The organism is Paracoccus cavernae, assembly GCF_042430175.1.
Classification (GTDB): Bacteria; Pseudomonadota; Alphaproteobacteria; order Rhodobacterales; family Rhodobacteraceae; genus Paracoccus; species Paracoccus cavernae.
The window spans coordinates 1-23768 of sequence record NZ_JBHMDZ010000011.1; the positions used below are offsets into that span (position 1 = coordinate 1).

The window sequence follows — 23768 nt, forward strand, 5'->3', positions numbered from 1 at the left end:
CTCAAGCCGGAATTCGTCTCGGGCGGCGGCACGGGTTCGTATTACTTCGAATCGAATTCGGGCGTCTATAACGAGCTCCAGTGCGGCTCCTATGCGTTCATGGATGCCGATTACGGCCGCATCCACGACAAAGAGGGCAAGCGCATCGACCAGGGCGAATGGGAAAACGCGCTCTTCATCCTGACCTCGGTCATGAGCCATGCCAAACCGAACCTCGCGGTGGTCGATGCCGGCCTCAAGGCGCAGTCGGTCGACTCCGGCCTGCCCTTCATCTACGGCCGCGACGATGTGAAATACATCAAATGCTCGGACGAGCATGGCGTGGTCGACGACCCGAACGGTGTTTTGCAAGTGAACGAAAAGCTCAAGCTGGTTCCGGGCCATTGCGACCCGACCTGCAACGTGCACGACTGGTATGTCGGCGTGCGGAACGGCAAGGTCGAAACCGTCTGGCCGGTCTCGGCACGCGGGCGGGCCTATTAAGGGAAGAGAGATGACGAAAGACTATAGCGAAATCACTTTGGATCTGGCGCGCGAGCTGGGCGATCTTTGTCTGGCCTATGCCAAGGACAAGGGCATGAAGCCGCTGACCATTGCCGTGGTCGATGCTGCGGGCCAGCTCAAGGTAATGCTGCGTCAGGACGGCACCAGCATGTTGCGCCCCGAAATCGCACAGGGCAAGGCGCGCGGCGCGGTCGGCATGGGGCTCGGCTCGCGCGCTCTTTACGACCGCGCGCAATCGCAGCCCTATTTCATCCAGGCGATGAACGCGATTGCGGGCGGCAGCCTCGTGCCGGTTCCGGGCGGCGTTCTGGTGAAAAGCGCGGGCCGCATCATCGGCGCGATCGGGATCACCGGCGACAGCTCCGACAATGACGAAGCCTGCGCCGTCCATGCGATCGAAGCCGTCGGCCTGACCGCCGATCCGGGCTGATCCGGCCCGCGACCAGACGCCGGCTGTCCGAAAACACCGCTGGAACAGGGGTACCGCGGGATGGTAGGATTGCGCCATCGCCGCGGTACATCCATACTTGCATCGCTTTTCCGCGATCCTTTGGGAAATTGACCGAATGAATTATCTGCCCGAACACGCCAAGGACCTCCGCCGCAAGTCTCTGCATGAAGAATTGACGCAGACCCTCCGCGAGCTGATCATCCACGGCACCCTGCCCCCCGGTGTTCGGGTACCGGAGAAGGATCTCTGCGACGCTTACGGCGTGTCGCGGACCCCGCTGCGCGAGGCGTTGAAGGTCCTCGCCAACGAAGGGCTGGTCGTGCTCGAGCCCAATCGCGGCGCGCGCGTCAGCCTGATCACCAAACAGGATCTCGACGAGGTTTTTCCCGTCATGGGCGCTTTCGAGGCGCTGGCCGGAGAGCTCGCCTGCTCCCATGTCACCGATGCCGAAATCGCCGAGATTACCGCGCTCCATCAGGACATGCTGAAACATTATCAGGACGGCGACCTCGAGCACTACTTCATCGTCAACCAGAAAATCCACGAGGCCCTGCTCGCCGCCGCTCGGAATGCGACATTGACCGCCCATTACCGCGCGCTTTCGGCGCGGGTCCAGCGCGCGCGCTATGTCGCGAACATGACGCCGTCGCGTTGGGCGCAGGCGGTGGCCGAGCATGAAGACATCATCACCCATCTGAGCGCGCGCGATGGTGCCAAACTGGCCGCGACATTGCGCGCGCATTTGGAGAACAAGCTGCGCGCCGTCAGCCAGCAGTTCGAACGCAGCGCCTGAGCCGCGCAGGCAAACCGCCTGCCGCGCCATGCACCAATCACGCGCCAGAGCCCCCTGGCCACGGCCGTAAGCGCGATCGCCCCAGCTCCGGTCGGACCCTTGTCCCGCCGGAGCTTTTTATTGCGCCCACCCTTTTCGGGACATTGCGTTTGCCGCCGATTACAGGCCTGCAACGCTCAGATTTTTCAAACTTAATATTGTATTCATTATTATTACGGCGTTAACTTTGCTGACCGCGGATGCGAATCCGGCGGGGACAAGCGTGGAACCACCCCTTGCCCTGTCCGGCCCAGCCTCCACCGGCGCCGCAAGGTGTCCGGCAAGCGGTAACGGCATTTCCAGTTAATCGACCCCTAGCCCGAAAGCCCCGCCATGTCCGCGCCCATCGCCAAAGCCACGACCAAAGCACAGTCCCAGACCGCACCCGCATCCGCGCCCGCCTCATCGCAGACCGGACTTTCGGCACCGCCCGCGGCGCGTGCCCATGCCCGCGACCTCTCTTTCGAGGCCGATTTGCGCAACGGGCTGGAGGGCGAGCTCAGGACCGATGCTTTCACGCGCGGGCGCTATGCCACCGATGCCTCGATCTACCAGATCATGCCCAAGGCGGTGGCCTATCCCAAACATGCGCGCGATCTGGCGGCGGCGCTGCAAATCGCGGGCCAGCATGGCGTGCCGGTGGTCGTGCGCGGCGGCGGCACCTCGCAGAACGGGCAGCCGCTGGGGCGCGGGCTCATTCTCGATCTCTCGCGCCATTTCAACGCGATCACCCAGTATGACCCCGAGGCGCGTCGGGTCACGGTGCAGCCCGGAATGGTGCTCAACACGCTGAACGACCGGCTGCGCAAGGACGGGCTGTTCTTTCCGGTCGAGCCCTCGACCGCATCGCGCTGCACCATCGGGGGGATGACGGGCAACAACTCTTCGGGCGCGCGCTCGCTACGCTTTGGCAAGATGGTCGACAACGTGCTGGCGGTGGACGGGCTTTTTCATGACGGCGAGGCTTTCTCGCTCTCGGGCGCCAATCCCGCGACCCCGCGCATGGCGGCCCTGATGGGCGGCCTGACCCATCTGGCCCGCGCCCACCGCCACGAGATCGAAACGATCTTCCCCAAGGTCCAGCGTCGCGTCGGCGGCTACAACCTCGACGAACTTTTGCCCGAGCAGCCCAATTACGCGCATCTTCTCGTCGGCTCCGAGGGCACGCTGGCGGTGTCCAGCGCGATCACCCTCCAGCTGTCGCCTCTGCCCAAGCATCGCGTCATGGGCGTCTGCCACTTTCCCAGCTTCCGTGCGGCAATGGAGACGACCCAACATATCGTTGCCCTCGATCCCGTCGCGGTCGAACTCGTGGACAACAACGTGCTGGTCCTCGGCGCCGATATCCCGCTGTTTGTGAAGACCCTCGCCGATATCACGCGCGGCAAACCCAACTGCCTGCTGCTGGTCGAATTCGCGGGCGACGATCTTGATGCGCTGCGCCGCGATCTCAAGCGGCTCGACCAATGTATGGGCGATTACGGTTTTCCCGATGCCGTGGTCGAGGTCATCGAACCCGCGCGCCAAAAGCCGGTCTGGGAGGTCCGCGAGGCGTGTCTCAATATCATGATGTCGATGAAAGGAGACGGAAAGCCGATCTCCTTCATCGAGGATTGCGCCGTGCCGCTCGAGCATCTGGCCGATTACACCGATGCCGTGACCGATGTCTTCTCCAAACACGGCACGGTGGGGACCTGGTATGCCCATGCCTCGGTCGGCTGTCTGCATGTGCGCCCGATCCTGAACATGAAAGAGGCCGATGGTGTGCGCAAAATGCGCGCCATTGCCGAAGAGACCGCCGATCTGGTGCGCCGCTTCAAGGGCTCCTATTCGGGCGAACATGGTGACGGGATCTCGCGCTCGGAGTTTGTCGAGCCGCTCTTCGGCGCCAAGCTAACCCGCGCATTCGAGGCGGTGAAGGACGGGTTCGACCCCGAGAACCGCCTCAACCCCGGCAAGATCGTGCGCCCGCTCAAGATGGATGACCGCGCCCTGATGCGTTTCGCGCCGGGCTATCAGACCGCCCTGCCCGCCGCGCCGGCGCTTGACTGGTCCGATTGGGGCGGCTTCGGCGGCGCGGTCGAGATGTGCAACAACAACGGCACCTGCCGCAAACTCGAAGGCGGGACGATGTGCCCCTCCTACCGCGCGACGCGCGACGAGCAGCATGTGACGCGCGGCCGCGCCAATACGCTGCGGCTCGCGATTTCGGGCCAGCTCGGACCGGATGCTTTCACCTCGCCCGAGATGAAGGCGACGATGGATCTTTGCGTGTCCTGCAAGGGCTGCAAGCGCGATTGCCCGACCGGCGTCGATATGGCGCGGATGAAGATCGAGTTCCAGCATCACTATTACGCCAAACACGGCCTTCCCCTGCGCGAACGCCTGATCGCCCATCTGCCGCGTTACGCGCGCCTCGCCAGCAGCGTCGCCCCGCTTTTGAACCTGCGCGACCGCCTGCCCTTCGCGGCCAAAATCTCTGAAAAGCTGCTGGGCTTCTCGGCCGAACGCAGCCTGCCGAAATGGCGCAAACCCTGGCAGGAAAACCGCGCCCCCGCCCGCCCCGAAGAAGTTCGGGGCGACGGGCGCGACATCGTGCTCTTCGGCGATACGTTCAACCGTTATTTCGAGCGCGAGAACCTCGAGGCTGCCGAGCGCGTCCTGCTGAAGGCGGGCTATCGTCTGCACCGCGTCCAGCCCGAGGGGCGGCGTCCGATGTGCTGCGGGCGCACCTATCTGTCTTCGGGCCAGACCGACGACGCCCGCGCCGAGGCGCTGCGCTCGCTCGATGCATTGCGCCCCTTTGTCGAAAAAGGCGCGCGGGTGGTCGGGCTCGAACCGTCCTGCATCCTGAGCTTTCGTGACGAAATGCTGGCGCTTCTGCCCGCCGAGCGCACCGGCTTCATCGCGGGCAAGGCGCTGATGTTCGAGGAGCTTCTCGCCGCCGATCTGAAAGAGGGGCGCATCACGCTGCCCTTCGCCGATCAAAAGGGCCGCGTGGCACATCTGCACGGCCATTGCCACCAGAAGGCCTTCGCCGTGATGGGGCCGGTCGAGACGATCCTGCGCGCCATTCCTGGCCTCGAATTGCGGGTGATCGAAAGCTCGTGCTGCGGCATGTCCGGCGCTTTCGGCTATGCGGTCGAGAATATCGAGGTCTCGAAGAAAATGGCCGAACTGTCGCTGCTACCCGCCGTCCGCAAAGCCGGCCCCGACGACATCATCGTCGCCGACGGCACCAGCTGCCGCCACCAGATCCATGACGGCGCGGGCCGCGAGGCCATCCATGTCGCGCGCGTGCTCGAAGCGGCCTTGGCAGCGCTCTGACGCCTGCCAAGGGCATAAGCCCGTCCCCCGATGCCGGTGCCCAGACGGGGCGCGGCAGGCGAAACCGCGCGGATCTCGGCCCTGAAAACCGGACTGCTCCGCGCACGTCCGCCTGCCCGCACCTCAAGGCCCGCGGCATCAAACGGCCTGCAACCCGCCGCCGAGCCTGACGACCACCGCACAATCCAAAGCCTCAAGAGCAAGAGCCCCTATCCTTTCTGTCAGGTCGCGAAACCGGAGAGCACAAAACGACATTATATTTTAAACTCAATTTCTTCCGCCGAAAGCCTCACCCATGCCTGCAAGCCCCTCGCCGACCGTGACCGTATCGCCCGACACCGCAACCCAAGACAATGGAGCAAGGGTTTCGGGAACCGCAGATGCCGGAAGCAGGGTCGAAATTAGGGATGAAGCCGGCGGATTGCTCGGCTCGGGCGTGACCGACGCTCTGGGGCGGTTTTCCGTCACCATCGACGCACCCCCGACCCAAGGCGCGCGCCGTTTCGTGACTGCCTTTGATGCGCAAGGCAAGATGTCGTGTCAGGTAGAGTTGGACGTCCTCGCGACGCCACGCGCCGACATCCAGTCTCCTCATGCGCCCGTCCCCTCTTTCGCGGCCGGCTCCTTGATCCGAACGGATCGCGGGAAGATCGCGGTCGAGGCTCTCTCGGTCGGGGAGATGGTCCTGACGCTGGACAACGGTTTCCAGCCGCTACGCTGGATCGGAATGCGCAAGATCGATGCCGCGACACTGGTTGCCAACCCCGCCCTGCGGCCGATCCGCATCCGCGCAGGCGTTCTGGGCCGGAACCTGCCCGAACAGGACCTGCTTGTTTCGCCCCAGCACCGCGTTCTGGCGCGCTCGCGCATTGCCGCGCGGCTGTTCGGCACCAGCGAGGTTCTCGTCGCGGCCAAGCAGCTTTTGCAGCTTCCCGGCGTCGATATCGCGGCCGAATTCGAGGCGGTGACCTATGTCCAGCTCCTCTTCGACCGCCACGAGATCATCTATTCGAACGGCGCGCAGACGGAATCGCTCTATACCGGCGCGGAAGCGCTCAACTCCGTCGATCCCGCCGCGCGCACGGAAATCCTGACGATTTTTCCCGAATTGCGCGACAATATGGATGCAGCGCTGTCGGCGCGCCCGATGGTTTCGGGCCGCGACGGCCGCAAGCTGACGGTGCGCCATGTCCAGAACCGGTGCGATCTGGTCAGCTAGGCGTCGCGGGCAGCAAGCCCCCTATCCCGCAAGGCACGCATCACAAAATCGAAAACGGGCCGCTGCACCCAAAGTGTTGCAGCGGCCCGCATTGTTCAAAGGGTCAGAGCGTGAACTCTTCGCCGTCCGGATCGCTCTGGATCGTCCAGTTGCCGCCGCTGCGGAAGCTTTCCGTCGTGGCCAGAGTATCCTCCATGAACTGGAGATAGACGCATTTGCCGCCCTCGATCTTGGCGAAAGCCGAGAAGGGCGAGGTCACCTGTTTTCCAAGGACCGTCGAGCGATAGACGAATTTGCCGAACATGGCCGCGTTCTTGTCGTCACCGAAGGTCGCATCCTCTTCAAACGACTCGACCGTCCAGAAGCGTGCGACATCGATGAAGGTCTGGACGATCGCCTGGGGACCATAGCTGGTGCCGCACCACGGCATCACCCGCTTCAGGTCGGGGTTGGAATAGTTCAGCGACACATAGGTGACATCGGGCGTCACCCATTTGGAGACGTTCTCGAGGTTGGTCGGATCGTCCAGAATACCCTTGAGGATCTCGGTCGTGCTTGCGGTCATGGCTTTCGGCTTCCCTTTGTCCCATGCTGATCGCCCGCGGGCGGCTTGCAGTCCCGCAGGTCGTTCGCCGTTTCGATGAGCGCAGACTAATTGATATTAATGCGCCCGCCAAGATTCGCTTTCGTACAATCCGAAGGAATAAAACGTCCGAGGTGGCCCAGCCGTCGACTTGCCCTTAGGGAAAGGTTCGCCATCTTTCCCCAACCTTCGAGACCGGATCAAACAAAGCCGTAAAACTCTTAATAAACAAAGTAATTGATCAATTGAGCTTCCCGCGCGAGCATCTATACCTTACCTTGTACATTTCGTGTGAGTTGCACACCCAGTTAAGCGAGACGAGGCATGGCAAGTTTTACCGTTAACGGAAGAGATTATAACCTCGACATCGATCCCGACACGCCCCTGTTGTGGGTCCTGCGTGACGAATTGCGCCTGACCGGCACCAAATTCGGCTGTGGCGTCTCGCAATGCGGTGCCTGCACCGTCATGCTCGACGGCATGCCGCGCCGCGCCTGCGTGACGCCGGTCAGCATGGTCGAAGGCAGCGACATCACCACGATCGAGGGCGTCGAAAGCCGCGAAGCCAAAGCGGTTCAGGCGGCCTGGACTGCGCTCGACGTGCCGCAATGCGGCTGGTGCCAATCGGGCCAGATCCTGTCGGCTGCCGCCCTTTTGCAGGACAATCCCAAACCCACCGATGAAGACATCGATCATGCCATGGCCGGAAACCTCTGCCGCTGCGCGACCTATGTCCGCATCCGCAAGGCGATCCACGAAGCCGCCAAAACGCTGGAGGGTTAAGCGATGGATACCACAACCACCCGCCGCGGTTTCCTGACCGCCGGTGCCGGTCTCGTACTTGCGCTGACCCTGCCGGTCGGGCGCGGCCGCGCGCAAACCGTTGCTGCTGCCGGCTCGGGCGCCGCGCCGTTTGCCCCGAACGCCTTCGTGCGCATCGGTACCGACGATCTGGTCACCGTAATGATCAAACATCTCGAGATGGGACAGGGCTCCTATACCGGCCTTTCGACGCTGGTCGCCGAGGAGCTCGAAGCCTCGTGGTCGCAAATGCGTGCCGAAGGCGCGCCGGCCAATGACGAGCTTTACGCCAATACCTATCTCGGCACGCAGCTGACCGGCGGCTCGACCGGTCTGGGCAATAGCTATATCCAGATGCGCAAGGCCGGTGCAACCGCGCGCGAGATGCTGGTGGCCGCAGCTGCTGCGGAATGGGGCGTTCCCGCATCGGAGATCACCGTCAAGGAAGGCGTGATCGCGCATGCCGCTTCGGGAAAAAGCTCGGGCTTCGGCGCTTTGGCCGATGCGGCGGCAAAACAGGCGGTGCCGAGCGATCCCGCGATCAAGGATCCCAAGGATTTCAAACTGATCGGCACCATGCTCCCCCGTCTCGATTCCGCGGCGAAAAGCAACGGTTCGGCCGAATTCACCATGGATGTCTACCGCGACGGAATGCAGACCGTGGTGGTCGCCCATCCGCCGAAATTCGGCGCGACGGTCGCCAGCTATGACGATAGCGCCGCGCTTGCGGTCAAGGGCGTGGTGATGGTGCGCCAGATCTCCTTCGGGGTGGCGGTGTATGCGACCAACACCTTCGCCGCACTTCAGGGCCGCAATGCGCTGAAGGTCGTATGGGACGATTCCAAGGCCGAGACCCGCAGCACGCAGCAGATCTTCGAGGAATATTCCACCGCTGCCGCGACCGCCCCGACCGAAGGTTTCGTGGTCGAAACCGACGGCGACATCGGCGCGATCGACGGCGCGGCCAAAGTGATCGAGGCCGAATACCGCCTGCCCTTCCTTGCCCATGCTCCGCTCGAGCCGCTGGATGCGGTGATCGAGCTCAAGGACAACAAGGTCGAGATGTGGTACGGCAGCCAGACCCCCGGCTTCGACCGCATCAAAGCCGCCGAAGTCATGGGCATCCCGCTCGACGACGTGCATATCAACGTGCTCTTCGCGGGCGGCTCCTTCGGGCGGCGCTCTCCGGGTTCGTCCCATATCACCGCCGAGGCCTGCGAGATCGCCAAAGCCGCCGGTCAGGACGGGGTCTACAAGCTGCTGTGGACGCGCGAGGACGATATCAAAGGCGGCTATTACCGCCCGATGGCCGTGCACAAGATGCGCGCGGGTCTGGACGCGGACGGCAAGATCGTCGGCTGGGACAACTCGGTCGCGACACCCTCGCTCTTTACCGGCACGCCGCTCGAAGGCGGGATGGTCAAGGACGGCATCGACGGCGGTGCCTTCGAGGGATCGGCCGAACTGCCCTATGCTTTCGGCGCGCGGCGCGTCAGCTGGAAGAGCATGCCCAAGACCGTTCCGGTCATGTGGTGGCGCGCGGTCGGCCATTCGCACACCGGCTATGCGGTCGAATGCTTCCTCGACGAGCTTTTCGCCGAAAGCGGCACCGATCCGATGCAGGGCCGGATCGACCTGCTCAAGCCCGAGGAAACCCGCGTGCGGGGCGTCCTTGAAAAGGTCAAGGAAATCTCGAACTGGAGCGGCGCGGTCCGCGACGGCAAAGGCTATGGCGTCGCCTATGCCAGAAGCTTCGGCACCTATGTCGCCGAAGTCGCCGAGGTCGAGAACCGCGACGGCCATCCCTTCGTCACCCGCGTCTGGTGCGCCGTCGATTGCGGCGTGCCGGTCAGCCCCGACGTGATCAACGCGCAGATGGAGGGAAGCATCGGCTTTGGCCTCAGCGCGGCGCTTTACAGCCAGATCACGCTCAAGGAGGGCGGCGAGGTCGAGCAGGCCAATTTCTACAACTACCCGCTGCTGCGGATCTCGGAGATGCCTGCGGTCGAGGTCGCGATCATCCCGAGCACCGCCGATCCGACCGGCGTGGGCGAACCCGGCGTCTCGCCGATCGCGCCCGCCGTCGGAAACGCCTGGCGCGCATTGACGGGCCAGAAACGCTATCAGTTGCCATTCTCGCTGGGAGAAAAAGCATGAAAAAACTGATGTTTGGTGCCGCTTTGGCGCTGCTCGGCGCCTCGGGTGCCCATGCGCAGGACGATGTGCTGAAAACGCCGGCCGATTTTGCGGCCATCACGAACGAGCAGGAGCGCTCGGCGGCGATTTTCACCGAAATGGGCAAAGTGCTGGAGCATCCGCGCTGCGTGAACTGCCACCCCGTCACGGGGGCCGCGACGCAGGGCAACGACCTCCATCCCCATAACCCGCCGATCATTCGCGGCGACGGTGATTTCGGCGCGGTCGGGATGAATTGCAACGCCTGTCACGGTCCGGAAAACATTCCCTTCCAGACCGGCGCGGGCACCATGCCCGGTGCCGCCGACGGCTGGATGATGGCCCCTGTCAGCCTCGGCTGGCGCGACAAATCCCTCGGCGAGATCTGCGCCATCCTCAAAGATCCGAACGCCACCGGCGGCCACGATCTTCAGGAGGTCCACGACGAACTCGCCGGCAACAGCCTGATCGGTTGGGCATGGGATGCGGGCGGGCGCACCCAGCCGCCGGGCTCTCAGGCGGAGTTCGCCGCTTTGACCCAAGCCTGGATCGACACCGGCGCGGCCTGCCCCGCTTCGTAAGAACCAATCCGCCAAGGCAGGCGGAAAGCCTCGGGGCGCGGATCACCTCCGCGCCCTTTTTCCATGTCCCGCGCGGCTTAAAGCTGCCCGAGATGGAAGCGGATCGTATCGGCAATGCTCGGAGGGAGGAGCGAGATATGGCTTTCCTCGGGATAGCTGCGCGAATCGAGCGCCACCCCCGCGAACCGCGCGAGAACCGCCTGCAAATCCTCCACCTTGTTCAGCCCCGCTCCGCTGTCTCGCCGCAGCGCGCCGGAGCTTTCGACCAGAAGGCGCAATGCCCTTTCCTGCGCCGCACCACCACCGGCCGAAAGCCCTCCCGCGAAGGCGGCGGCCTCGCGCAGCGCCTCGCCGTCATTCCACCACAGCGAAGGATCGGCAGCAGAGAAGCGGGCGAACAGTTTCGGCCGCGTGAACAGCATATGCAGCGTGAAAAGCCCGCCAAGCGAATGGCCGTAAAGCGTGAGATCATTCCGCGCGAGCGGCAGGCAGCGCGCGAGTTCGGGCAGGATCATCCCTTCGATCGCCTGCGCGAAAGCCTCGCGCCCGCCGGTCTCGCGATCCCCCGGACCGCGCGGCGGGATGCCCTGCCGCTTCGGGTCGATCCGGTGCCGCGAGGTCAGGTCGTACAGCGCCGCACCACATCAAAGCGCCTGCCGTCCGGATAGCCGATGCCGATGACGGCAAGCGGTGCCGCAGGGGCAAGCCTTTCGCGGGCATGCCACAAAAGCGGGAAAGTCGCATTGCCGTCGCTGGCAATGATCGCGCTGTAGCCTTCGGGCGGCGGCGGCATGGCGGGAAGGCCCACGAAAACCCGCCACGGCGCGTCGGGCGGTCCGATGTCGACATGATAGGCACGGGGATCGTTGACGACTTCGGCAGGCTCGCTCCCGCGCACAGGCGGCCTCGGCGCGGGTTCGCCGGCATTGACGGCGGGGACCAAGGGGGCGAAAAACGCGCGGGCCGCGACGCGCAAGCGTCGGGACAAGGCAAAGGGCATGATCACTCTCCGGCCGTTTTTTTCCGCCACGCGCGGGCCGATAGGGCTGAGGACGTCTCCGGCGCAGGCAAGCGGCCGTTACCAGCCGCTGCTGATGATGTCGATCGTGCGCTGGTAATGGGCGGCGATCAGCTTGGTCGCGGCTTGGGCGTCACGGGCGATGACGGCGTTTTTCAGCGCCTCGTGCTCGGCCAGATCGTCGCGCGGGGCCTTGAGGTAATGGACCGCGATCCGGCGGTAGCGTCGTGCCTGCAATTCAAGAATATCGCGGAAAGCCAAGAGCTTGGGCATGGGACAAGCGCTCACGAGGCTGTCGTGGAAGGCCAGATGCGCCCTCTCCCAATCGCGGTCGATCTCGCCGTCGGCGTCCAGCTTGGAGCGGCGCGAGAGCGCATGGAAAGCCGCGATCACACGCCCCTCCCATTCCTCGTCGCCGCGCGCGATCGCCTCGCGCAGCGCGATCGCGTCGAATTCGCCGCGCAGGCGCGCGATCTCCTGAAGATCGGCCATCGAAGCCTCGGCCACACGGTAGCCGCGACGATGCTCGGCGATGACCAGTCCCTCCGAGGCCAGATGCATCAGGGCCTCGCGCAGAGGCGAAATGCCGACATCATAGCTCGCGCGCAGCTCGTCGAAACGCAGCCGGCGTCCGGGTTCGAGACGCGCCTCGATGATGTCGTTGCGCAAGGTCTCGAGGATCTCGGCCGTGCGGGTCTGGCCCTGATCGGGTATATTGCCGTCCAATTCGCTTCCCCTGCTCTCCAGAACCGACGCCATGACCAGCGCTTCCTCTCTCAAATCAGACGATTTTACAAGCTGACCCAAAATCGAGCCTGGGCAGTCGCGGGAACAGATCCTCCCTTTGACCATAACCCAGATTGATCAGGAAGTTAACGGCCCAGTCCCCCTCGGGAAAGAAGGCCTCGTTGACGGCCTGCGCGTTGAAGCCCGAGAGCGGCCCGCAATCGAGGCCGAGCATCCGCGCCGCGATGATCATATAGGCGCCCTGCAGGGCCGAGTTGCGAAAAGCCGTTTCCTGCGCGAGCGGAGGATTGTTGGCGAAATTCGCGGCAATCTCGGGGCGGTGGATGAAAAGCTGCGGGATCTTGTCGAAAAAGCGCCTGTCCCAGGCCACGATTGCGGTGACGGGAGCGGCCCGAACCTTGGCCACGTTCATCTCGCCGAGCGTCGGGATCAGCCGCTCTTTGGCCTCGGGCGTGGTCAGAAAGACGAAACGTCCGGGGTTCGAGTTGGTGCTGGTCGGCCCCCAGCGCATCAGGTCGTAAAGCGCGCGCAGCTGGGCCTCTTCGACCGGACGGTCCTGCCAGGTGTTAAAGCTGCGCGCCTCGGTAAAGGCCGTCTCGAACATGGTGCTGTCCATTTCCTACCTCACAGAACAAAGGTGACCAGAGCGGGGAAGAGCATGCACAGCCCCACCAGAACCGCCATCGCCAGCACATAGGGGAAGGCTCCGGCAAAGACATCCTGCAAGCTGCAGACATCGCCGATGGTGTTTTTGACGACGAAGACGCTGATCCCGAAGGGAGGTGTCAAAAGACCCATCTCGACCGCGATGATGGTGATCAGACCGAACCAGATGACGACATCGGGCCCGATGATGTCGGTTCCCAAGGCCACGACGAGCGGCAGCACGATCGGCACGGCAATCACGATGATCGAGGTCGAGTCGAGGAACATCCCCATCACGATCACCGCCAGCAAAAAGAGCGCGATCACCCCCCAGAAGCCGAAACCCGAGGTGATGGCGTATTGCACCATCGCATTGGGCACCGTCGACATCACCAGCGCCTTGGTAAAGACCGCGGCCCCGATGATCAGGCTGAGCACCGAAACGGTGATCTGGCCGGTCTCCTGCAACACGCCCCACAGGTTTGCGCGGGTCAGTTTTCGGCGGATAACGGTGATGATCATGGTCGCGAAGGCCCCGATCGCCCCCGCCTGTGTCGGAGTGAACCAGCCCATGTAGATACCGCCCAGAACCACGGTGACCAGCACGACGATCGGCAAAAGGCGTCTGGCCGAGCTCAGCAGGGTCTCGGGTTCGAGATCGCCGACGTCTCCGCTGTTTCCGACGAAATCTGGGCGCAGCCAGGCCAGCAGCAGGATCGCCGCGCAAAACAGCACCGTCAGCAGCAACCCCGGCACGATCGCCGCCAGAAAGAGGTCGCCCACCGAGGTGTCGGTCACGAAGCCGAAGATGATGAGCAGAAGGCTCGGAGGCAGGAGCATCCCCAGCACCGACGAGCCCGCAACCGTACCGGCCGCGAAACGCGCGCTATAGCCGTGGCTGATCATCTGCGGCACCGCGACGCGGGAGAAGATCGCCGAGGAGGCAATCGAGATCCCCGTCACCGCCGCGAAAATCGCGTTGGCGACAACGGTTGCAATCCCCAGCCCCCCGAGGATCTTGCGCGTCCACCACGCCGCCACACGGTAGGCGTCCCGCCCGATGTCGGAGATATCGGTGAAAAGGCCCATCAGAACGAAAAGCGGGATGACGCCGAATTCGAATTTGTCGATCGTCCCTGTCGCCGAGGATTTGAGCGAATTCCACGCCACATTGGGATTGTCGCGCAGCAGCCAGATCGCGACGACGCCGACGACGCAGAGCACCACCGGCACATGCATCCCCGCCATCAGAAGCACCAGCAGGAAGACCACCGCCCAGACGCCGAGCGCGATCCGGCTCCAGTCGCCCCAGACGACCACGGCGGTCAGCGCGAAAAAGGCGGCCAGTCCGAGGGCGAGCCATGTCAGATCTCGGCTGGTGACGCCGACCCGCTGGCTCGGCAGTTTGCGCAGGGTCTCATAGGCGTTCAGCGCGAATTCGACGGTCATCGCCCCTGCCCCGATCGCCGTCATCAACTTGAAGGGCCAGGTCGGCGCGGTGAAGATCCCCGGCGTTCCGAAGAAGTCCGCGCTTTTCCACGCCTGAAGGAATTCCTTGAAGATGCTGTTGGCAAGCACCGCGAAGATCACCATGCCGACGCTCAGGAACAAGACATCGAGCACCCCCGCGATGAAGGGCTTGTGGCGCAGGAGCGGCGCAAAAAGGAAATCGGCCCGCGTCAGGCGGTTCCGGCGCAAGGCATGGGCAAGCTGCAAAAAGACGATCGGGACGATGGTTTGCTCGGTGAGCTCGACCACGCCGTAAAGCGGGCGCGAGAACAGCGCGAGACCAAGCACATCGGCGCAGATCAGCAGCATGAGGACGAAAATCCAGACCGTGCCGATCGCCGACAGCAGGGCCGCGACATGGCCAAAGCCGCGAGACAGGGCGGTTTCATCCGGAAGGGGGCCGGCGGATTGCGGTTGCACGGGCGGTTTCCTCCTGGGCCCGTCCTCCTGCGCGGAGCGACGGGCGAATGGGGTTCAAGGAAAGTCTTGGCTTGAAGGTCGGCTCGAAAGGTCGGCCCTGACGCGTGTCGCCTAGTCGGCCGACCACTCGCGCAAGGGGGTTGCCCCCGCCGCTTTGGCCGCTGCCATATAGGCGTCGAGGACCGCTTTGCCCTCGGGCAGTTTGGCCGCCCATTGCCCTGCGAGATCGGGCATGGCCGCGCTCCATTTCTGGCGCTCCTGCTCGCTCAGCGTCGTCAGGGTGACGGCGGGATCGGCCTCGAGCTCGGCGATGCTCGCATTGTAGCGCTCTTCGAGGATATCGGCGTTCATGACGCTATATTCGCGGCCAAGCTCGCGCAGGACCTGTTGGACATCCTCGGGCAGACCGTCCCAGACATCCTTGTTGACCGCAAAGCCCCCGATCAGGTTCGAGCCGAGCCCGACCAGCGTGACATGGGGCGCAACCTCCTGGATTTTGAGGGGATGGGCGCCGGTCACGATCGAGAGCACGCCATCAGCGACGCCGGTCTCGATCTGGTTGTAATAGGTCGGCAGCGCGCCGTTGACCGGCACCGCACCCGCCGCAGCCATCCATGTCGCCGAAGGACCGGGTGCAAGGATCTTGCGGCCCTTGAGGTCTTCGAGCGAAGTCACGGGGAATTTGGTGTAGAGATGGTAGGTATCGGCCACGGTGGCGCCGAGAAAGACGGTGTTGTTGTCTTCCCATTCGGCCGGAAGCGCGGCGATCGTCTCGTGGAGCTGGTTGAAAATCTCGGCCTGAAGGCGCGGATTGTCGGTGGTGAAAGGTGTATAGAAGGTGATCGAGTGGTAGGGCATCTTGCTCTCTTCCCACATCGAGCCGACCCAACCGGAATCGCTGACCCCGTCGGCCACCGCCTCGAGCGTGTCGCCATAGCCGTAAAGCGCACCGCCGTAGGATTCCGTCCAGTTGATGCGGTTCTCCGATCCCGCCGCCTCGAGGCGCGCATTGGCCCTTTCGACGATGACCTTGGACAATGGCGTGACCCAAGGGATCTGGATGCCGTGGCTTGACGAGATCACCATCTCGATCTCTTCGGCCTTTGCGGGGCGCGGACCAAGAGCCAGCGTCAGTGCAAGCGCCAGTGCCGTTCCGGCCAGAAGCAGCCTGCCGGACCTTGCGCGCGCGGGTTTCCCTTCCATTCTTTCTCCTCCCTGTGTGGTGTTGGCGCGCCGCTCTCCCTCCGGCGCGCTTGTTTTTATCGTTTGATGGGGGTGGGCGCGAAGACCAGCAGGCGCCAGCTCCCTCCGGTTTTGGACCAGACGACCGAGGTCGCATTGTCGATGATGCGGTCCTGCCCCGCCACGGTTGCGCGCGACCACATCGCGCCATGCACGATCAGCACGTCATCGCGGCGCACCACCGTATCAACAGTGCAGGTCAGCTCGTGATAGATGAAACCGCCCTTGCGGAACTTCGCGATGTAATCGGCCTTGCTATCCGCATTTCCGAAGGAATGCGTATAGTGCAATTCATCGTCGAACATCTGTTCGAGCGCATCGGCATCGCCGGTCTGCATGGCCATCCGGCGCTCTTCCTCGAGCGTTTTGGCCAGTTCGATATCGCTTTGTTTACTCATGATAGCTCTGCGGGCAGCATTCGTTGAAATGTTCGATCCATTCGATCGGAGGCAGCGCGCCCCATTTGTTGACGACACGCCAGTTGGACAGGTTTTCGCCCGGATCCGAGACGCGCGGCGGCATGTCGAGATCCTGGATGATCTCCATCTCGGCGATGCATTCGATCAGGAAACCCGCGGAATCGACGTAATACTGAAAGAGGTTGTCGCCCGCACCGTGACGCCCCGGCCCCCAGACCAGACCGCGTTCTTCGACGGTCAGCCCGTCGGCGATGGTCTGCAGGCCGCGGATGCTCTCGAATTCCCAGCTGATGTGGTGCACGCCGGTATTGCCCTTCACCGCGGCAACCGCATGGTGACGGCCGTCGGCTGCGCGCATCCACATGATCTCGTAGCCCGTGGTGCGCTCGGTCAACAAAAGGCCGGTTGCGGCATGCATTTCCTCGGCGAACTGGCGCGGATTGACCGCGGCGAAGTTGATATGGTCGAGAAAGCGCGGATGCGCGCCCGGGCCGTGATAGCGCAGCGGCTGGTCGAGCGGCATCGGCGTATGGACCTCGATCGCGTGCCCCTCGCTGGTCAGAAAGGTCACCGCCTTCCGGATGAAGGGGAAGGAGGGCGTGGTCGAGATGATGCGCAGCCCCGCCGCCTCGGCGCGCTCGCGCACCTTGTCGACGGCATCCGCATCAACCGCCTCAAGACCGACGCGGCGCAGGCTGTTTTCTCCGGCGCGGTACAGGATCATCTCGGCGTGGCGCTGGTTCGAGGTCAGCATGATGATATCGCTCTCGCGCACCGAGACACGCGCCCCCACGATATTGGCCGTATCCTCGGCGGCGCGCTCGGGATCCGTCACGTTCAAGGCGACATAGCCCAGTCTGAAAACCAAAGGTGCTTGCATCGGTTCCTCCTCCCTCTGCCTCAGGAAAAATCAGGCCTCGTTGCGCACTTCGTTGCGCAGGACACCCAGTTGCTCGACGTGGATTTCGCAGACATCGCCCTCTTTCATGAAGATCGGCGGTTTGCGGGCAAAGCCGACACCGGCGGGCGTGCCCGTGGCGATCACGGTGCCGGTCTCCAGCGTGGTGAATTCGCTGGCGATCGAGATCAGCTTGGCGACCGGAAAGATCATGTCGGCGGTATTGCCGTTCTGCAGGACCTGCCCGTTCAGAATGGTCTGGACCTGAAGTCCCGAGCCGCCCGCGGGCAGTTCGTCCGCCGTCACGAGATCGGGGCCGAATGCGCCGGTGCCGTCGAAGTTCTTGCCCGGCGTCCATTGCACCGACAGGAACTGGTAGTTGCGCAGCGAGCCGTCGTTGAAGATCGCATAGCCCGCAACGTGATCGAGCGCATTCTCTTCGCTGACATGGCGGGCGGGTTTGCCGATGATCACCGCAAGCTCGCATTCATAGTCGAATTCATGCGATGCGCGCGGCCGGATCAGCGGCGCCTCGTGGCCGATGAGCGAGCTGTTGAAGCGCGGGAAGAAGGCCGGATAGGTCGGCAGGTCCTTGTAGGGGCTTTCGGCGGCGTGATCGACGTAGTTCAGGCCGACGCAAATGAATTTCGGCGGCTGCGGGATGACCGGCAAAAGCGTGACGCCGGCCATGTCGATCTCGGGCTTTCCCTCGGCAATTGCCGCATTGTTAATCGATCCGTCAGCGATAAGATCGATTAGGCTAACCGCGCCCAGATCGCGCCAAACCGCCCCGTCCTGCACCGCGACGCCTGCGCCTTTGCCCGACCGATAACTTCTGAACCGCATCCGATATTCCTCCACTCATGCTGCGCGAAGGCAGCGCTGGTTGCTGAATTCAGGATGCCAGAGATGTTTTCCAAAACAACATAAATTTTCCAAAATAACTATATTTTGGAAAATTTCCGGATTCCCGACCTTCAGCGTCTCTGCGGAAGTGTTTTATTACAGATGGTTAAGAAATCACCAATTCACTCGTTGTAAAAGCCCAAGCGCTCCTCATCGCCGGATCCCGAATGACCCGAGCGCCATAAAGTGATTCGCATCCCCCCTTTCACCGCCCGACATGGGCCTTGAACGCAGAGCGCCGCGCGCGTCAAAACTCGCCGCCGCCGCAGCGCACCGGCCGTGCTTCTCCTTCCTTCTTCCAACCGCATTTGGCAGATCGCCGCTCATTGAAAGGCCGCTTCGCGCTGGTGGCGATCTCTCCCGCATCCCCGCTTGCCTTACCTGATTTATTCTGTCAGGAAACCTCGACGGCAGCTTTCTCCGCGCGACCCACGCGCCGGTCACGCAACCTCGAGAAAGCATCGGGCCCGCGCGGATTAACCCGCATGCGCGCCGCCCCCCATTTGCCAGCTTGTGCCAGCACCTCCCGAAGCATCGCGGCGGAATTTCCCGCCCCACTCAGGAAAGGATGTGCCATGGGCTTCATCAGCGAGCTGAAACCCTCCGATCATCTTGAGGATTCCAATCCGGACTGCCTGTTCTCCTTCGCCGGCCCCGAGGGGCATGTCGTGGCGCAAGATCCGGTTTTCTCCGTACCGCGCGGGCCGGCCGCCACCCTGCCCCTGCGCCTCGCGGCGCTTGCCCTCGAAGAGGGCGAAATCATCGGCGGCGCGATGCCTTTCGACAAAAGCGACGATGATTGCCTCTGGCGCGCGCGCGCGGGGGATGCCCCCGCATCGGGGCGCGCGGCCCCGACCGTGGCCCAGCCCGTCCCGCAGCCGCCCCTGCGCGAATTCGCCCTCGCGCCCCAGCCTTGGGCAGAGGATTACGCAGCGATGGTGACCGAGGCCCTCGCCTGCCTTGCCCAAGGCGACAAGGCGGGCGCGAACGAGGGGCTGAAAAAGATCGTCCTCGCCCGCAGCCTGCTGATCGAAAGCCCCCGCACCATTCCCGTCGCGGCCCTGCTCGCACGGCTCGGCCGAGACCCCGAGGCCACCGCCTTCCGCGTCCGCCTTCCCGCCCCCGCCGATCGGCCTCATGCCAGGCGCCATCTCGTCGGCGCGACACCCGAGCTTCTGGTGCAAAAGACCGGTGATGCCATCCGCTCGCATCCTCTTGCAGGCTCGGCCAAGCGCGCGGGAAGCGCCGCAGAGGACAAGCAGGTCGCGCAGGCCCTCGCGCAATCCGAGAAAGACCGGCGCGAACACCTTTATGTCGTCGATTACATCCTCGACACTTTGGCCCCCTATTGCGCCGAGCTTTGCGCGCCGCGCGGGACCGAGGTCACCCATACCGCGAGCATGTGGCATCTGGGGACCGAGATCAAAGGCAGGCTGCGCGACCGCGAGACCCCTTCGGCGGTTCTGGCTTCGATCCTCCATCCGACACCCGCGATCTGCGGCCTGCCGCCAAGCGCCTCTGCGCGGCTGATTGCCGAGCTCGAGCCGGTCCCGCGCGGCTTTTATGCGGGCGCGGTCGGCTGGTCCAAGGCCAATGGCGACGGCGCCTGGTATGTCGCGATCCGCTGCGCCGATATCTGCGGCACCACCGCGCGGCTTTTTGCGGGCGCGGGGATCGTCCTCGGCTCGGAGCCGATGTCCGAGGCCGCCGAGACCGGCGCGAAATTCGGAGCGCTGCTCGCCGCGCTCGGCCTGCCCGCCGATATGGCGGTCGCGGGATTGTTGCAAACCTCCTGAGACGAAAACCATGGCCCTTCCACAGATCCCTCCCTACGAGCTGCCCCTCGCCCTCGCCCGCCCGCCCCGCCCGCAATGGCGGCTCGATCCCGACCGTGCGGCCTTGCTGGTTCACGACATGCAGGCCTATTTCACGCGCCCCTTCGACGCGGATGCCGCGCCGCTTCGGCCCTTGGTCGCCAATATCGCGCGGCTTTTGACGGCCGCGCGGGCTGCGGGCGTGCCGGTTTTCTATACCGCGCAGCGCGGCAACCAGTTCCGCCCCGACCGCGGCCTTCAGGCCGATCTCTGGGGCGCGGGCATGTCTGCCCTGCCCGAGCATGAAACCATTCTGCCGGCTCTGGCCCCCGCCCCCGGCGATCATGTTCTGGTCAAGCACCGCTATAGCGCCTTCCAGCGCTCCAACCTCGAACGGCTCTTGCGCGCACGCGGGCGCAACCAGCTGCTGATCACGGGGGTCTACGCCCATATCGGCTGCCTCGCGACCGCGCTCGAAGCGTTCCAGATCGAGATCGAACCCTTCCCCGTTATGGACGCGCAGGCCGATTTCACCTTGGCCGAACATGTCGGGGCAATGGGCTGGATCGCCGCGACCTGCGGGGTGCCGATGAACTGCGATGCGGTCTGCGAGGCCCTTGCAACAGAGAGGACCGCGACCAATGGGGCCGTCACAGGCGGGGCCGTCGCATGAGGCTCACGGGCTTTGAAGGGCGAACCGCCGTGGTGACCGGCGCGGCAGGCGGGATCGGACAGGCGGTAGTCGCGGCACTTCTGGATGCGGGGGCGAGGGTTCTCGCCAGCGACCGTGCCGAGGCAATTGCCGCGGCCGTCACCTCTGCATCCACCGCCGGCCTGCCGCAGGACGAAAGCCGCGTGATCTGGCGCGCTTACGATGTCGCAAGCGACGACCCCGACCAGCTTGTCGCCGAGGCCGAAGCGCGTTTCGGCCCGCTTTCGCTTGGGGTTCATGCCGCAGGCGTGCTGGCGATGGCACCGCTTCTCGACTGCACGACCGCCGAATGGGACCGCGTCATGGCGATCAATGCGGGCGGCGCTTTCCGCACCGCCTCGGCCTTTGGTCGCGCCATGCGCGCGCAGGCCGAGGGCGGGCCGAACCGGCAGGGCCATAACGGGGCGATTGTCGTGGTCAGCTCGAATGCGGCGGGCATTCCGCGCCGCAATATGGGGGCCTATGCGGCCTCGAAAGCGGCAGCGAGCATGATGACGCGCTGCCTTGGCCTCGAACTGGCGGAATGGGGGATCCGCTGCAATATCGTGGCCCCCGGTTCGACCCTGACGCCGATGCAGACCGGCATGTGGGAGGGCCCCGAAGGGCGCGACAAGGTCGTTGCGGGCGATCTTGCGGATTTTCGCACAGGCATCCCGCTGGGAAAGCTCGCGCGACCCGAGGATGTGACCGCAGCGATCCTGTTCCTGCTCTCGGAGCAGGCGGGCCATGTCACGATGGCCGATCTTTACGTTGATGGCGGCGCGACCCTGCGGGCCTGAGCGCGGCATCCCGAAATGAAAGGGGCGGGAATTTCCCGCCCGTTTCGCGTGCCGCATTCCCGCGCCGCTCAGGCGGCAAGGCGCGCACGGATGAGCGCCCACCATGCCTCCAGCGTCGGCACTTCAGCCAGTTCGGCAAAGCTGACCGTGATCCCCGCCCGCGAAAGCTCCGCGCCGAGCTCCATCACGGCGATCGAATCCACGCCGTAAAAGAGCAGGTTTTCAGCCGGATCAATCGCCTCGTCGTCATCCACCATGCGCGCCACGCGGCTTTCCAGCCAGTCGCGGTCGATCACGCCCGCCGCGCCTAGCTGCGTGTCTATGTTCTTTGAATGTTCCGATTCCGCAATTCCGGTCATATCGTCACCTCTCCCTGTGCAACGGTTTGGCCCCCTAAATCCGCCTCGGCGCGGCGCAGGCTTTGCTTGTCGATTTTGCCCACCGCCGTCAGCGGCATGGCGGCAACGAAGCGGAAGCGGTCGGGGATCTTGTATTCGGCCACGCCGAGTTCGAGCAGATAGCGCCGCAAACCCGAGGGCCTGACCGCCTCTCCGTCGCGCAAAACGACAACCGCGCTGCTTTTCTCGCCCATAAGCGCATCGCCGACCGCGATCAGCGCGGCATGGAGAATGGCGGGGTGGCGCAGCAAAAGTCCCTCGATCTCTTCGGCGGCGATCTTTTCGCCACCGCGGTTGATCTGGTCCTTGACCCGCCCGACCACGCGCAGATTGCCGCCCTGCACGCGTTTGACCAGATCGCCGGTATAGTAAAACCCTTCGGTGTCGAAAGCGGCGGCATTCTGCTCGGGGGCCCGATAGTAGCCGCGAAACGTATAGGGACCGCGCACCGCGAGCATGCCCGTCCCGCCTTCGGGGACGGGCACGCCGCTTTCAGGATCAAGAATGCGGATCTCGTCATCGGGGCTGATCGGACGGCCCTGAGTGGTAAAGCAGACCGCATCGGGATCGCCCGCCCGCGTATAATTCACCAGCCCCTCGGCCATGCCGAAGACCTGCCGGAGCGCGCAGCCGAGCACCTCGGGGACAAGTCGCGCCTGCGCCTCGGCGAAATTCGCGCCTCCGACCAGCATGAGATCAAGCGAAGCGATCTTGGCGCGCGCATCTGCATCATCGCGCGCGGCCTTTTGCCAAAGTGCAACCGCAGGCGGGACCAGCGCCACCGTATTGACCCCGTGACGCGCGATCAGATCAAAGCACTGCGCGGGGTCGGGGTTCGCGGCCATGATGACGGTCCCGCCCGCATCGAAGACGCCCAAAGCACCGGGCGAGCTCAGGGCGAAATTATGCGGCGCGGGAAGCGCGCTCAGATAGCGGGTTTCACGGTCGAAGCCGCAGATCCGCACGCTTTCGCGGATACTGTAATCGTAATCGTTATGGGTGCGCGGGATCAGCTTGGGCGTGCCGGTACTGCCGCCCGAAAGCTGGAAAAAGGCGACCTCTCCCGCCGGTGTCGGACGAAACTGCGGCGCGGGTCCCCGCGCATGGTCGAGCCAGTGGCCGAGATCGCGCGCGGGGCCGTCCGCGCCATCGCCCTGAAAGAGCGCAAGGGGCTTGCCGGGCAAAGCATCGACAAAGCGGTTGTCGCCAAAAAGCTCGAGGCTGCGGTCGCCGATCACCAGACGCGGCTTGATCTGCGCGGCATAGGCCGAGATTTCGAGCGCGCGATGGTTCGACAAAGCATTGAGCGGCACCACGCCGATTTTCAGAAGCGCCAGAAAAACCAGATAGAATTCCGCGATATTGGGAAGTTGCACCAGCGCCGTATCGCCGTGGCCCAGCCCCGCAAGCGACAGATTGGCCGCGAGGGTCGAGGCCCGCCGGTCTGCCTCGGCATAGGTCAGGCTGCGCAGGCCGCAAATCAGCGCGACGGCCTCGGGGGTCTGCGCCACCTGCGCTTCGAAGCCGCGCGTCAGAGGCTGGTCGAGCCAATATCCTTTCGCGCGGTATTCGGCGGCAAAGGCCTCCGGCCAGGGAGTAAATTCAACCATCTCGGTCCACCTGCTTTGGAAAAATTCCGGGCTGGCTGACCGTGGTCCGCTTGCTATATTGACGAATTCAAATTGTTTAGTATTTCTATCAGCAATTAAGGCGGGCGCAAGTCCCCGCGCCGAAGCGCGGCCGTTTCCAGCCTGCCAAAGCCCGTTTCCGCCCACCAGAGCGCGCCCG

23 protein-coding genes are annotated in these 23768 nt (G+C 64.1%); 11 read left to right on the top strand and 12 right to left on the bottom strand.

What is annotated here, in order from left to right; all coding sequences use genetic code 11:
* The 5 genes from ACFFUC_RS09220 to ACFFUC_RS09240 form a co-directional block, all read left to right on the top strand.
* The coding region (locus ACFFUC_RS09220; RefSeq protein WP_512699889.1) for a type III PLP-dependent enzyme domain-containing protein at positions 1–483 on the top strand (483 nt) is incomplete at its 5' end.
* Positions 484–493: 10 nt separating this feature from the next.
* Positions 494–934 carry a GlcG/HbpS family heme-binding protein gene (locus ACFFUC_RS09225; RefSeq protein ID WP_377685587.1) on the top strand — a complete coding sequence of 147 codons (441 nt, stop codon included), beginning with the start codon at positions 494–496 and terminating at the stop codon, positions 932–934.
* A gap of 136 nt (positions 935–1070) precedes the next feature.
* A complete protein-coding gene (locus ACFFUC_RS09230) occupies positions 1071–1748 on the top strand; it encodes a GntR family transcriptional regulator (RefSeq protein WP_377685588.1) in 678 nt (225 codons plus the stop codon).
* Between the two features lie 372 nt (positions 1749–2120).
* Positions 2121–5114, top strand: coding sequence for an FAD-binding and (Fe-S)-binding domain-containing protein (locus tag ACFFUC_RS09235; RefSeq protein WP_377685590.1), 2994 nt, complete (start codon positions 2121–2123; stop codon positions 5112–5114).
* 295 nt (positions 5115–5409) lie between these two features.
* Complete coding sequence (locus ACFFUC_RS09240) at positions 5410–6333, top strand: Hint domain-containing protein (RefSeq protein ID WP_377685592.1); 924 nt, start codon at positions 5410–5412, stop codon at positions 6331–6333.
* Between the two features lie 103 nt (positions 6334–6436).
* Here ACFFUC_RS09240 and ACFFUC_RS09245 read toward each other — a convergent pair whose 3' ends face one another.
* A complete protein-coding gene (locus tag ACFFUC_RS09245) occupies positions 6437–6898 on the bottom strand; it encodes a nuclear transport factor 2 family protein (RefSeq protein WP_377685593.1) in 462 nt (153 codons plus the stop codon).
* 342 nt (positions 6899–7240) lie between these two features.
* Here ACFFUC_RS09245 and ACFFUC_RS09250 point away from each other — a divergent pair, with 342 nt between their 5' ends.
* Genes ACFFUC_RS09250 through ACFFUC_RS09260 form a run of 3 tightly spaced genes read left to right on the top strand, consistent with a single transcriptional unit; the run spans position 7241 to position 10473 of the window.
* Positions 7241–7699, top strand: coding sequence for a (2Fe-2S)-binding protein (locus ACFFUC_RS09250; RefSeq protein ID WP_377685595.1), 459 nt, complete (start codon positions 7241–7243; stop codon positions 7697–7699).
* 3 nt (positions 7700–7702) lie between these two features.
* The gene (locus ACFFUC_RS09255) at positions 7703–9874 is read left to right on the top strand and encodes a xanthine dehydrogenase family protein molybdopterin-binding subunit (RefSeq protein WP_377685596.1); all 2172 of its coding nucleotides are present in this window, start codon (positions 7703–7705) and stop codon (positions 9872–9874) included.
* Positions 9871–10473, top strand: a complete 603-nt coding sequence (locus ACFFUC_RS09260; RefSeq protein WP_377685598.1) for an Isoquinoline 1-oxidoreductase subunit — start codon at positions 9871–9873, stop codon at positions 10471–10473. Before ACFFUC_RS09255 ends, ACFFUC_RS09260 begins: the two co-directional genes overlap by 4 nt.
* 77 nt (positions 10474–10550) lie before the next feature.
* On the opposite strand, the gene ACFFUC_RS09265 is transcribed toward ACFFUC_RS09260, so the two are convergent.
* From ACFFUC_RS09265 to ACFFUC_RS09305, 9 genes are all read right to left on the bottom strand, one after another.
* Positions 10551–10988, bottom strand: coding sequence for an alpha/beta hydrolase-fold protein (locus tag ACFFUC_RS09265; protein WP_377685600.1), 438 nt, complete (start codon positions 10986–10988; stop codon positions 10551–10553).
* A gap of 104 nt (positions 10989–11092) precedes the next feature.
* Complete coding sequence (locus ACFFUC_RS09270; RefSeq protein ID WP_377685602.1) at positions 11093–11473, bottom strand: hypothetical protein; 381 nt, start codon at positions 11471–11473, stop codon at positions 11093–11095.
* A 78-nt stretch (positions 11474–11551) separates the two neighbouring features.
* On the bottom strand, positions 11552–12250 hold the full coding sequence (locus ACFFUC_RS09275; protein ID WP_377685604.1) for a GntR family transcriptional regulator: 699 nt from the start codon (positions 12248–12250) through the stop codon (positions 11552–11554).
* 22 nt (positions 12251–12272) lie between these two features.
* Complete coding sequence (locus ACFFUC_RS09280) at positions 12273–12854, bottom strand: malonic semialdehyde reductase (protein WP_377685606.1); 582 nt, start codon at positions 12852–12854, stop codon at positions 12273–12275.
* Between the two features lie 8 nt (positions 12855–12862).
* Positions 12863–14812 carry a TRAP transporter large permease subunit gene (locus ACFFUC_RS09285; RefSeq protein ID WP_377685608.1) on the bottom strand — a complete coding sequence of 650 codons (1950 nt, stop codon included), beginning with the start codon at positions 14810–14812 and terminating at the stop codon, positions 12863–12865.
* Between the two features lie 111 nt (positions 14813–14923).
* Positions 14924–16015, bottom strand: a complete 1092-nt coding sequence (locus ACFFUC_RS09290; protein ID WP_377685610.1) for a C4-dicarboxylate TRAP transporter substrate-binding protein — start codon at positions 16013–16015, stop codon at positions 14924–14926.
* A 56-nt stretch (positions 16016–16071) separates the two neighbouring features.
* Entirely contained in the window at positions 16072–16452 is a 381-nt protein-coding gene (locus tag ACFFUC_RS09295) for a nuclear transport factor 2 family protein (protein ID WP_377685612.1), read from the bottom strand.
* Complete coding sequence (locus ACFFUC_RS09300; RefSeq protein WP_377685614.1) at positions 16445–17353, bottom strand: VOC family protein; 909 nt, start codon at positions 17351–17353, stop codon at positions 16445–16447. Before ACFFUC_RS09300 ends, ACFFUC_RS09295 begins: the two co-directional genes overlap by 8 nt.
* A 30-nt stretch (positions 17354–17383) precedes the next feature.
* Positions 17384–18217 (bottom strand): fumarylacetoacetate hydrolase family protein, encoded by an 834-nt coding sequence (locus ACFFUC_RS09305; protein WP_377685616.1) that lies wholly within the window; start codon positions 18215–18217, stop codon positions 17384–17386.
* A 635-nt stretch (positions 18218–18852) separates the two neighbouring features.
* Here ACFFUC_RS09305 and ACFFUC_RS09310 point away from each other — a divergent pair.
* The 3 genes from ACFFUC_RS09310 to ACFFUC_RS09320 are packed head-to-tail and all read left to right on the top strand — an operon-like array spanning position 18853 to position 21582.
* Positions 18853–20073 (top strand): isochorismate synthase, encoded by a 1221-nt coding sequence (locus tag ACFFUC_RS09310; RefSeq protein WP_377685618.1) that lies wholly within the window; start codon positions 18853–18855, stop codon positions 20071–20073.
* A gap of 10 nt (positions 20074–20083) precedes the next feature.
* A complete protein-coding gene (locus ACFFUC_RS09315) occupies positions 20084–20764 on the top strand; it encodes an isochorismatase family protein (RefSeq protein WP_377685620.1) in 681 nt (226 codons plus the stop codon).
* Positions 20761–21582 carry an SDR family oxidoreductase gene (locus tag ACFFUC_RS09320; protein ID WP_377685622.1) on the top strand — a complete coding sequence of 274 codons (822 nt, stop codon included), beginning with the start codon at positions 20761–20763 and terminating at the stop codon, positions 21580–21582. The genes ACFFUC_RS09315 and ACFFUC_RS09320 overlap by 4 nt, the downstream gene beginning before the upstream one ends.
* Before the next feature lie 68 nt (positions 21583–21650).
* On the opposite strand, the gene ACFFUC_RS09325 is transcribed toward ACFFUC_RS09320, so the two are convergent.
* Together ACFFUC_RS09325 and ACFFUC_RS09330 are read right to left on the bottom strand one after the other, a co-directional pair.
* A complete protein-coding gene (locus ACFFUC_RS09325; protein ID WP_377685624.1) occupies positions 21651–21941 on the bottom strand; it encodes a phosphopantetheine-binding protein in 291 nt (96 codons plus the stop codon).
* Positions 21938–23590 (bottom strand): (2,3-dihydroxybenzoyl)adenylate synthase, encoded by a 1653-nt coding sequence (locus ACFFUC_RS09330; protein WP_377685625.1) that lies wholly within the window; start codon positions 23588–23590, stop codon positions 21938–21940. The genes ACFFUC_RS09325 and ACFFUC_RS09330 overlap by 4 nt, the downstream gene beginning before the upstream one ends.
* Positions 23591–23768: the final 178 nt, after the last annotated feature.

What these genes read in the sequence shown, in the direction of transcription:
- ACFFUC_RS09225 (WP_377685587.1), top strand. Translation starts at nt 494, where the DNA reads ATGACGAAAGACTATAGCGAAATCACTTTGGATCTGGCGCGCGAGCTG.
- ACFFUC_RS09230 (WP_377685588.1), top strand. Translation starts at nt 1,071, where the DNA reads ATGAATTATCTGCCCGAACACGCCAAGGACCTCCGCCGCAAGTCTCTG.
- ACFFUC_RS09235 (WP_377685590.1), top strand. Translation starts at nt 2,121, where the DNA reads ATGTCCGCGCCCATCGCCAAAGCCACGACCAAAGCACAGTCCCAGACC.
- ACFFUC_RS09240 (WP_377685592.1), top strand. Translation starts at nt 5,410, where the DNA reads ATGCCTGCAAGCCCCTCGCCGACCGTGACCGTATCGCCCGACACCGCA.
- ACFFUC_RS09245 (WP_377685593.1), bottom strand. Translation starts at nt 6,898, where the DNA reads ATGACCGCAAGCACGACCGAGATCCTCAAGGGTATTCTGGACGATCCG.
- ACFFUC_RS09250 (WP_377685595.1), top strand. Translation starts at nt 7,241, where the DNA reads ATGGCAAGTTTTACCGTTAACGGAAGAGATTATAACCTCGACATCGAT.
- ACFFUC_RS09255 (WP_377685596.1), top strand. Translation starts at nt 7,703, where the DNA reads ATGGATACCACAACCACCCGCCGCGGTTTCCTGACCGCCGGTGCCGGT.
- ACFFUC_RS09260 (WP_377685598.1), top strand. Translation starts at nt 9,871, where the DNA reads ATGAAAAAACTGATGTTTGGTGCCGCTTTGGCGCTGCTCGGCGCCTCG.
- ACFFUC_RS09265 (WP_377685600.1), bottom strand. Translation starts at nt 10,988, where the DNA reads ATGATCCTGCCCGAACTCGCGCGCTGCCTGCCGCTCGCGCGGAATGAT.
- ACFFUC_RS09270 (WP_377685602.1), bottom strand. Translation starts at nt 11,473, where the DNA reads ATGCCCTTTGCCTTGTCCCGACGCTTGCGCGTCGCGGCCCGCGCGTTT.
- ACFFUC_RS09275 (WP_377685604.1), bottom strand. Translation starts at nt 12,250, where the DNA reads ATGGCGTCGGTTCTGGAGAGCAGGGGAAGCGAATTGGACGGCAATATA.
- ACFFUC_RS09280 (WP_377685606.1), bottom strand. Translation starts at nt 12,854, where the DNA reads ATGGACAGCACCATGTTCGAGACGGCCTTTACCGAGGCGCGCAGCTTT.
- ACFFUC_RS09290 (WP_377685610.1), bottom strand. Translation starts at nt 16,015, where the DNA reads ATGGAAGGGAAACCCGCGCGCGCAAGGTCCGGCAGGCTGCTTCTGGCC.
- ACFFUC_RS09295 (WP_377685612.1), bottom strand. Translation starts at nt 16,452, where the DNA reads ATGAGTAAACAAAGCGATATCGAACTGGCCAAAACGCTCGAGGAAGAG.
- ACFFUC_RS09300 (WP_377685614.1), bottom strand. Translation starts at nt 17,353, where the DNA reads ATGCAAGCACCTTTGGTTTTCAGACTGGGCTATGTCGCCTTGAACGTG.
- ACFFUC_RS09305 (WP_377685616.1), bottom strand. Translation starts at nt 18,217, where the DNA reads ATGCGGTTCAGAAGTTATCGGTCGGGCAAAGGCGCAGGCGTCGCGGTG.
- ACFFUC_RS09310 (WP_377685618.1), top strand. Translation starts at nt 18,853, where the DNA reads ATGGGCTTCATCAGCGAGCTGAAACCCTCCGATCATCTTGAGGATTCC.
- ACFFUC_RS09315 (WP_377685620.1), top strand. Translation starts at nt 20,084, where the DNA reads ATGGCCCTTCCACAGATCCCTCCCTACGAGCTGCCCCTCGCCCTCGCC.
- ACFFUC_RS09320 (WP_377685622.1), top strand. Translation starts at nt 20,761, where the DNA reads ATGAGGCTCACGGGCTTTGAAGGGCGAACCGCCGTGGTGACCGGCGCG.
- ACFFUC_RS09325 (WP_377685624.1), bottom strand. Translation starts at nt 21,941, where the DNA reads ATGACCGGAATTGCGGAATCGGAACATTCAAAGAACATAGACACGCAG.
- ACFFUC_RS09330 (WP_377685625.1), bottom strand. Translation starts at nt 23,590, where the DNA reads ATGGTTGAATTTACTCCCTGGCCGGAGGCCTTTGCCGCCGAATACCGC.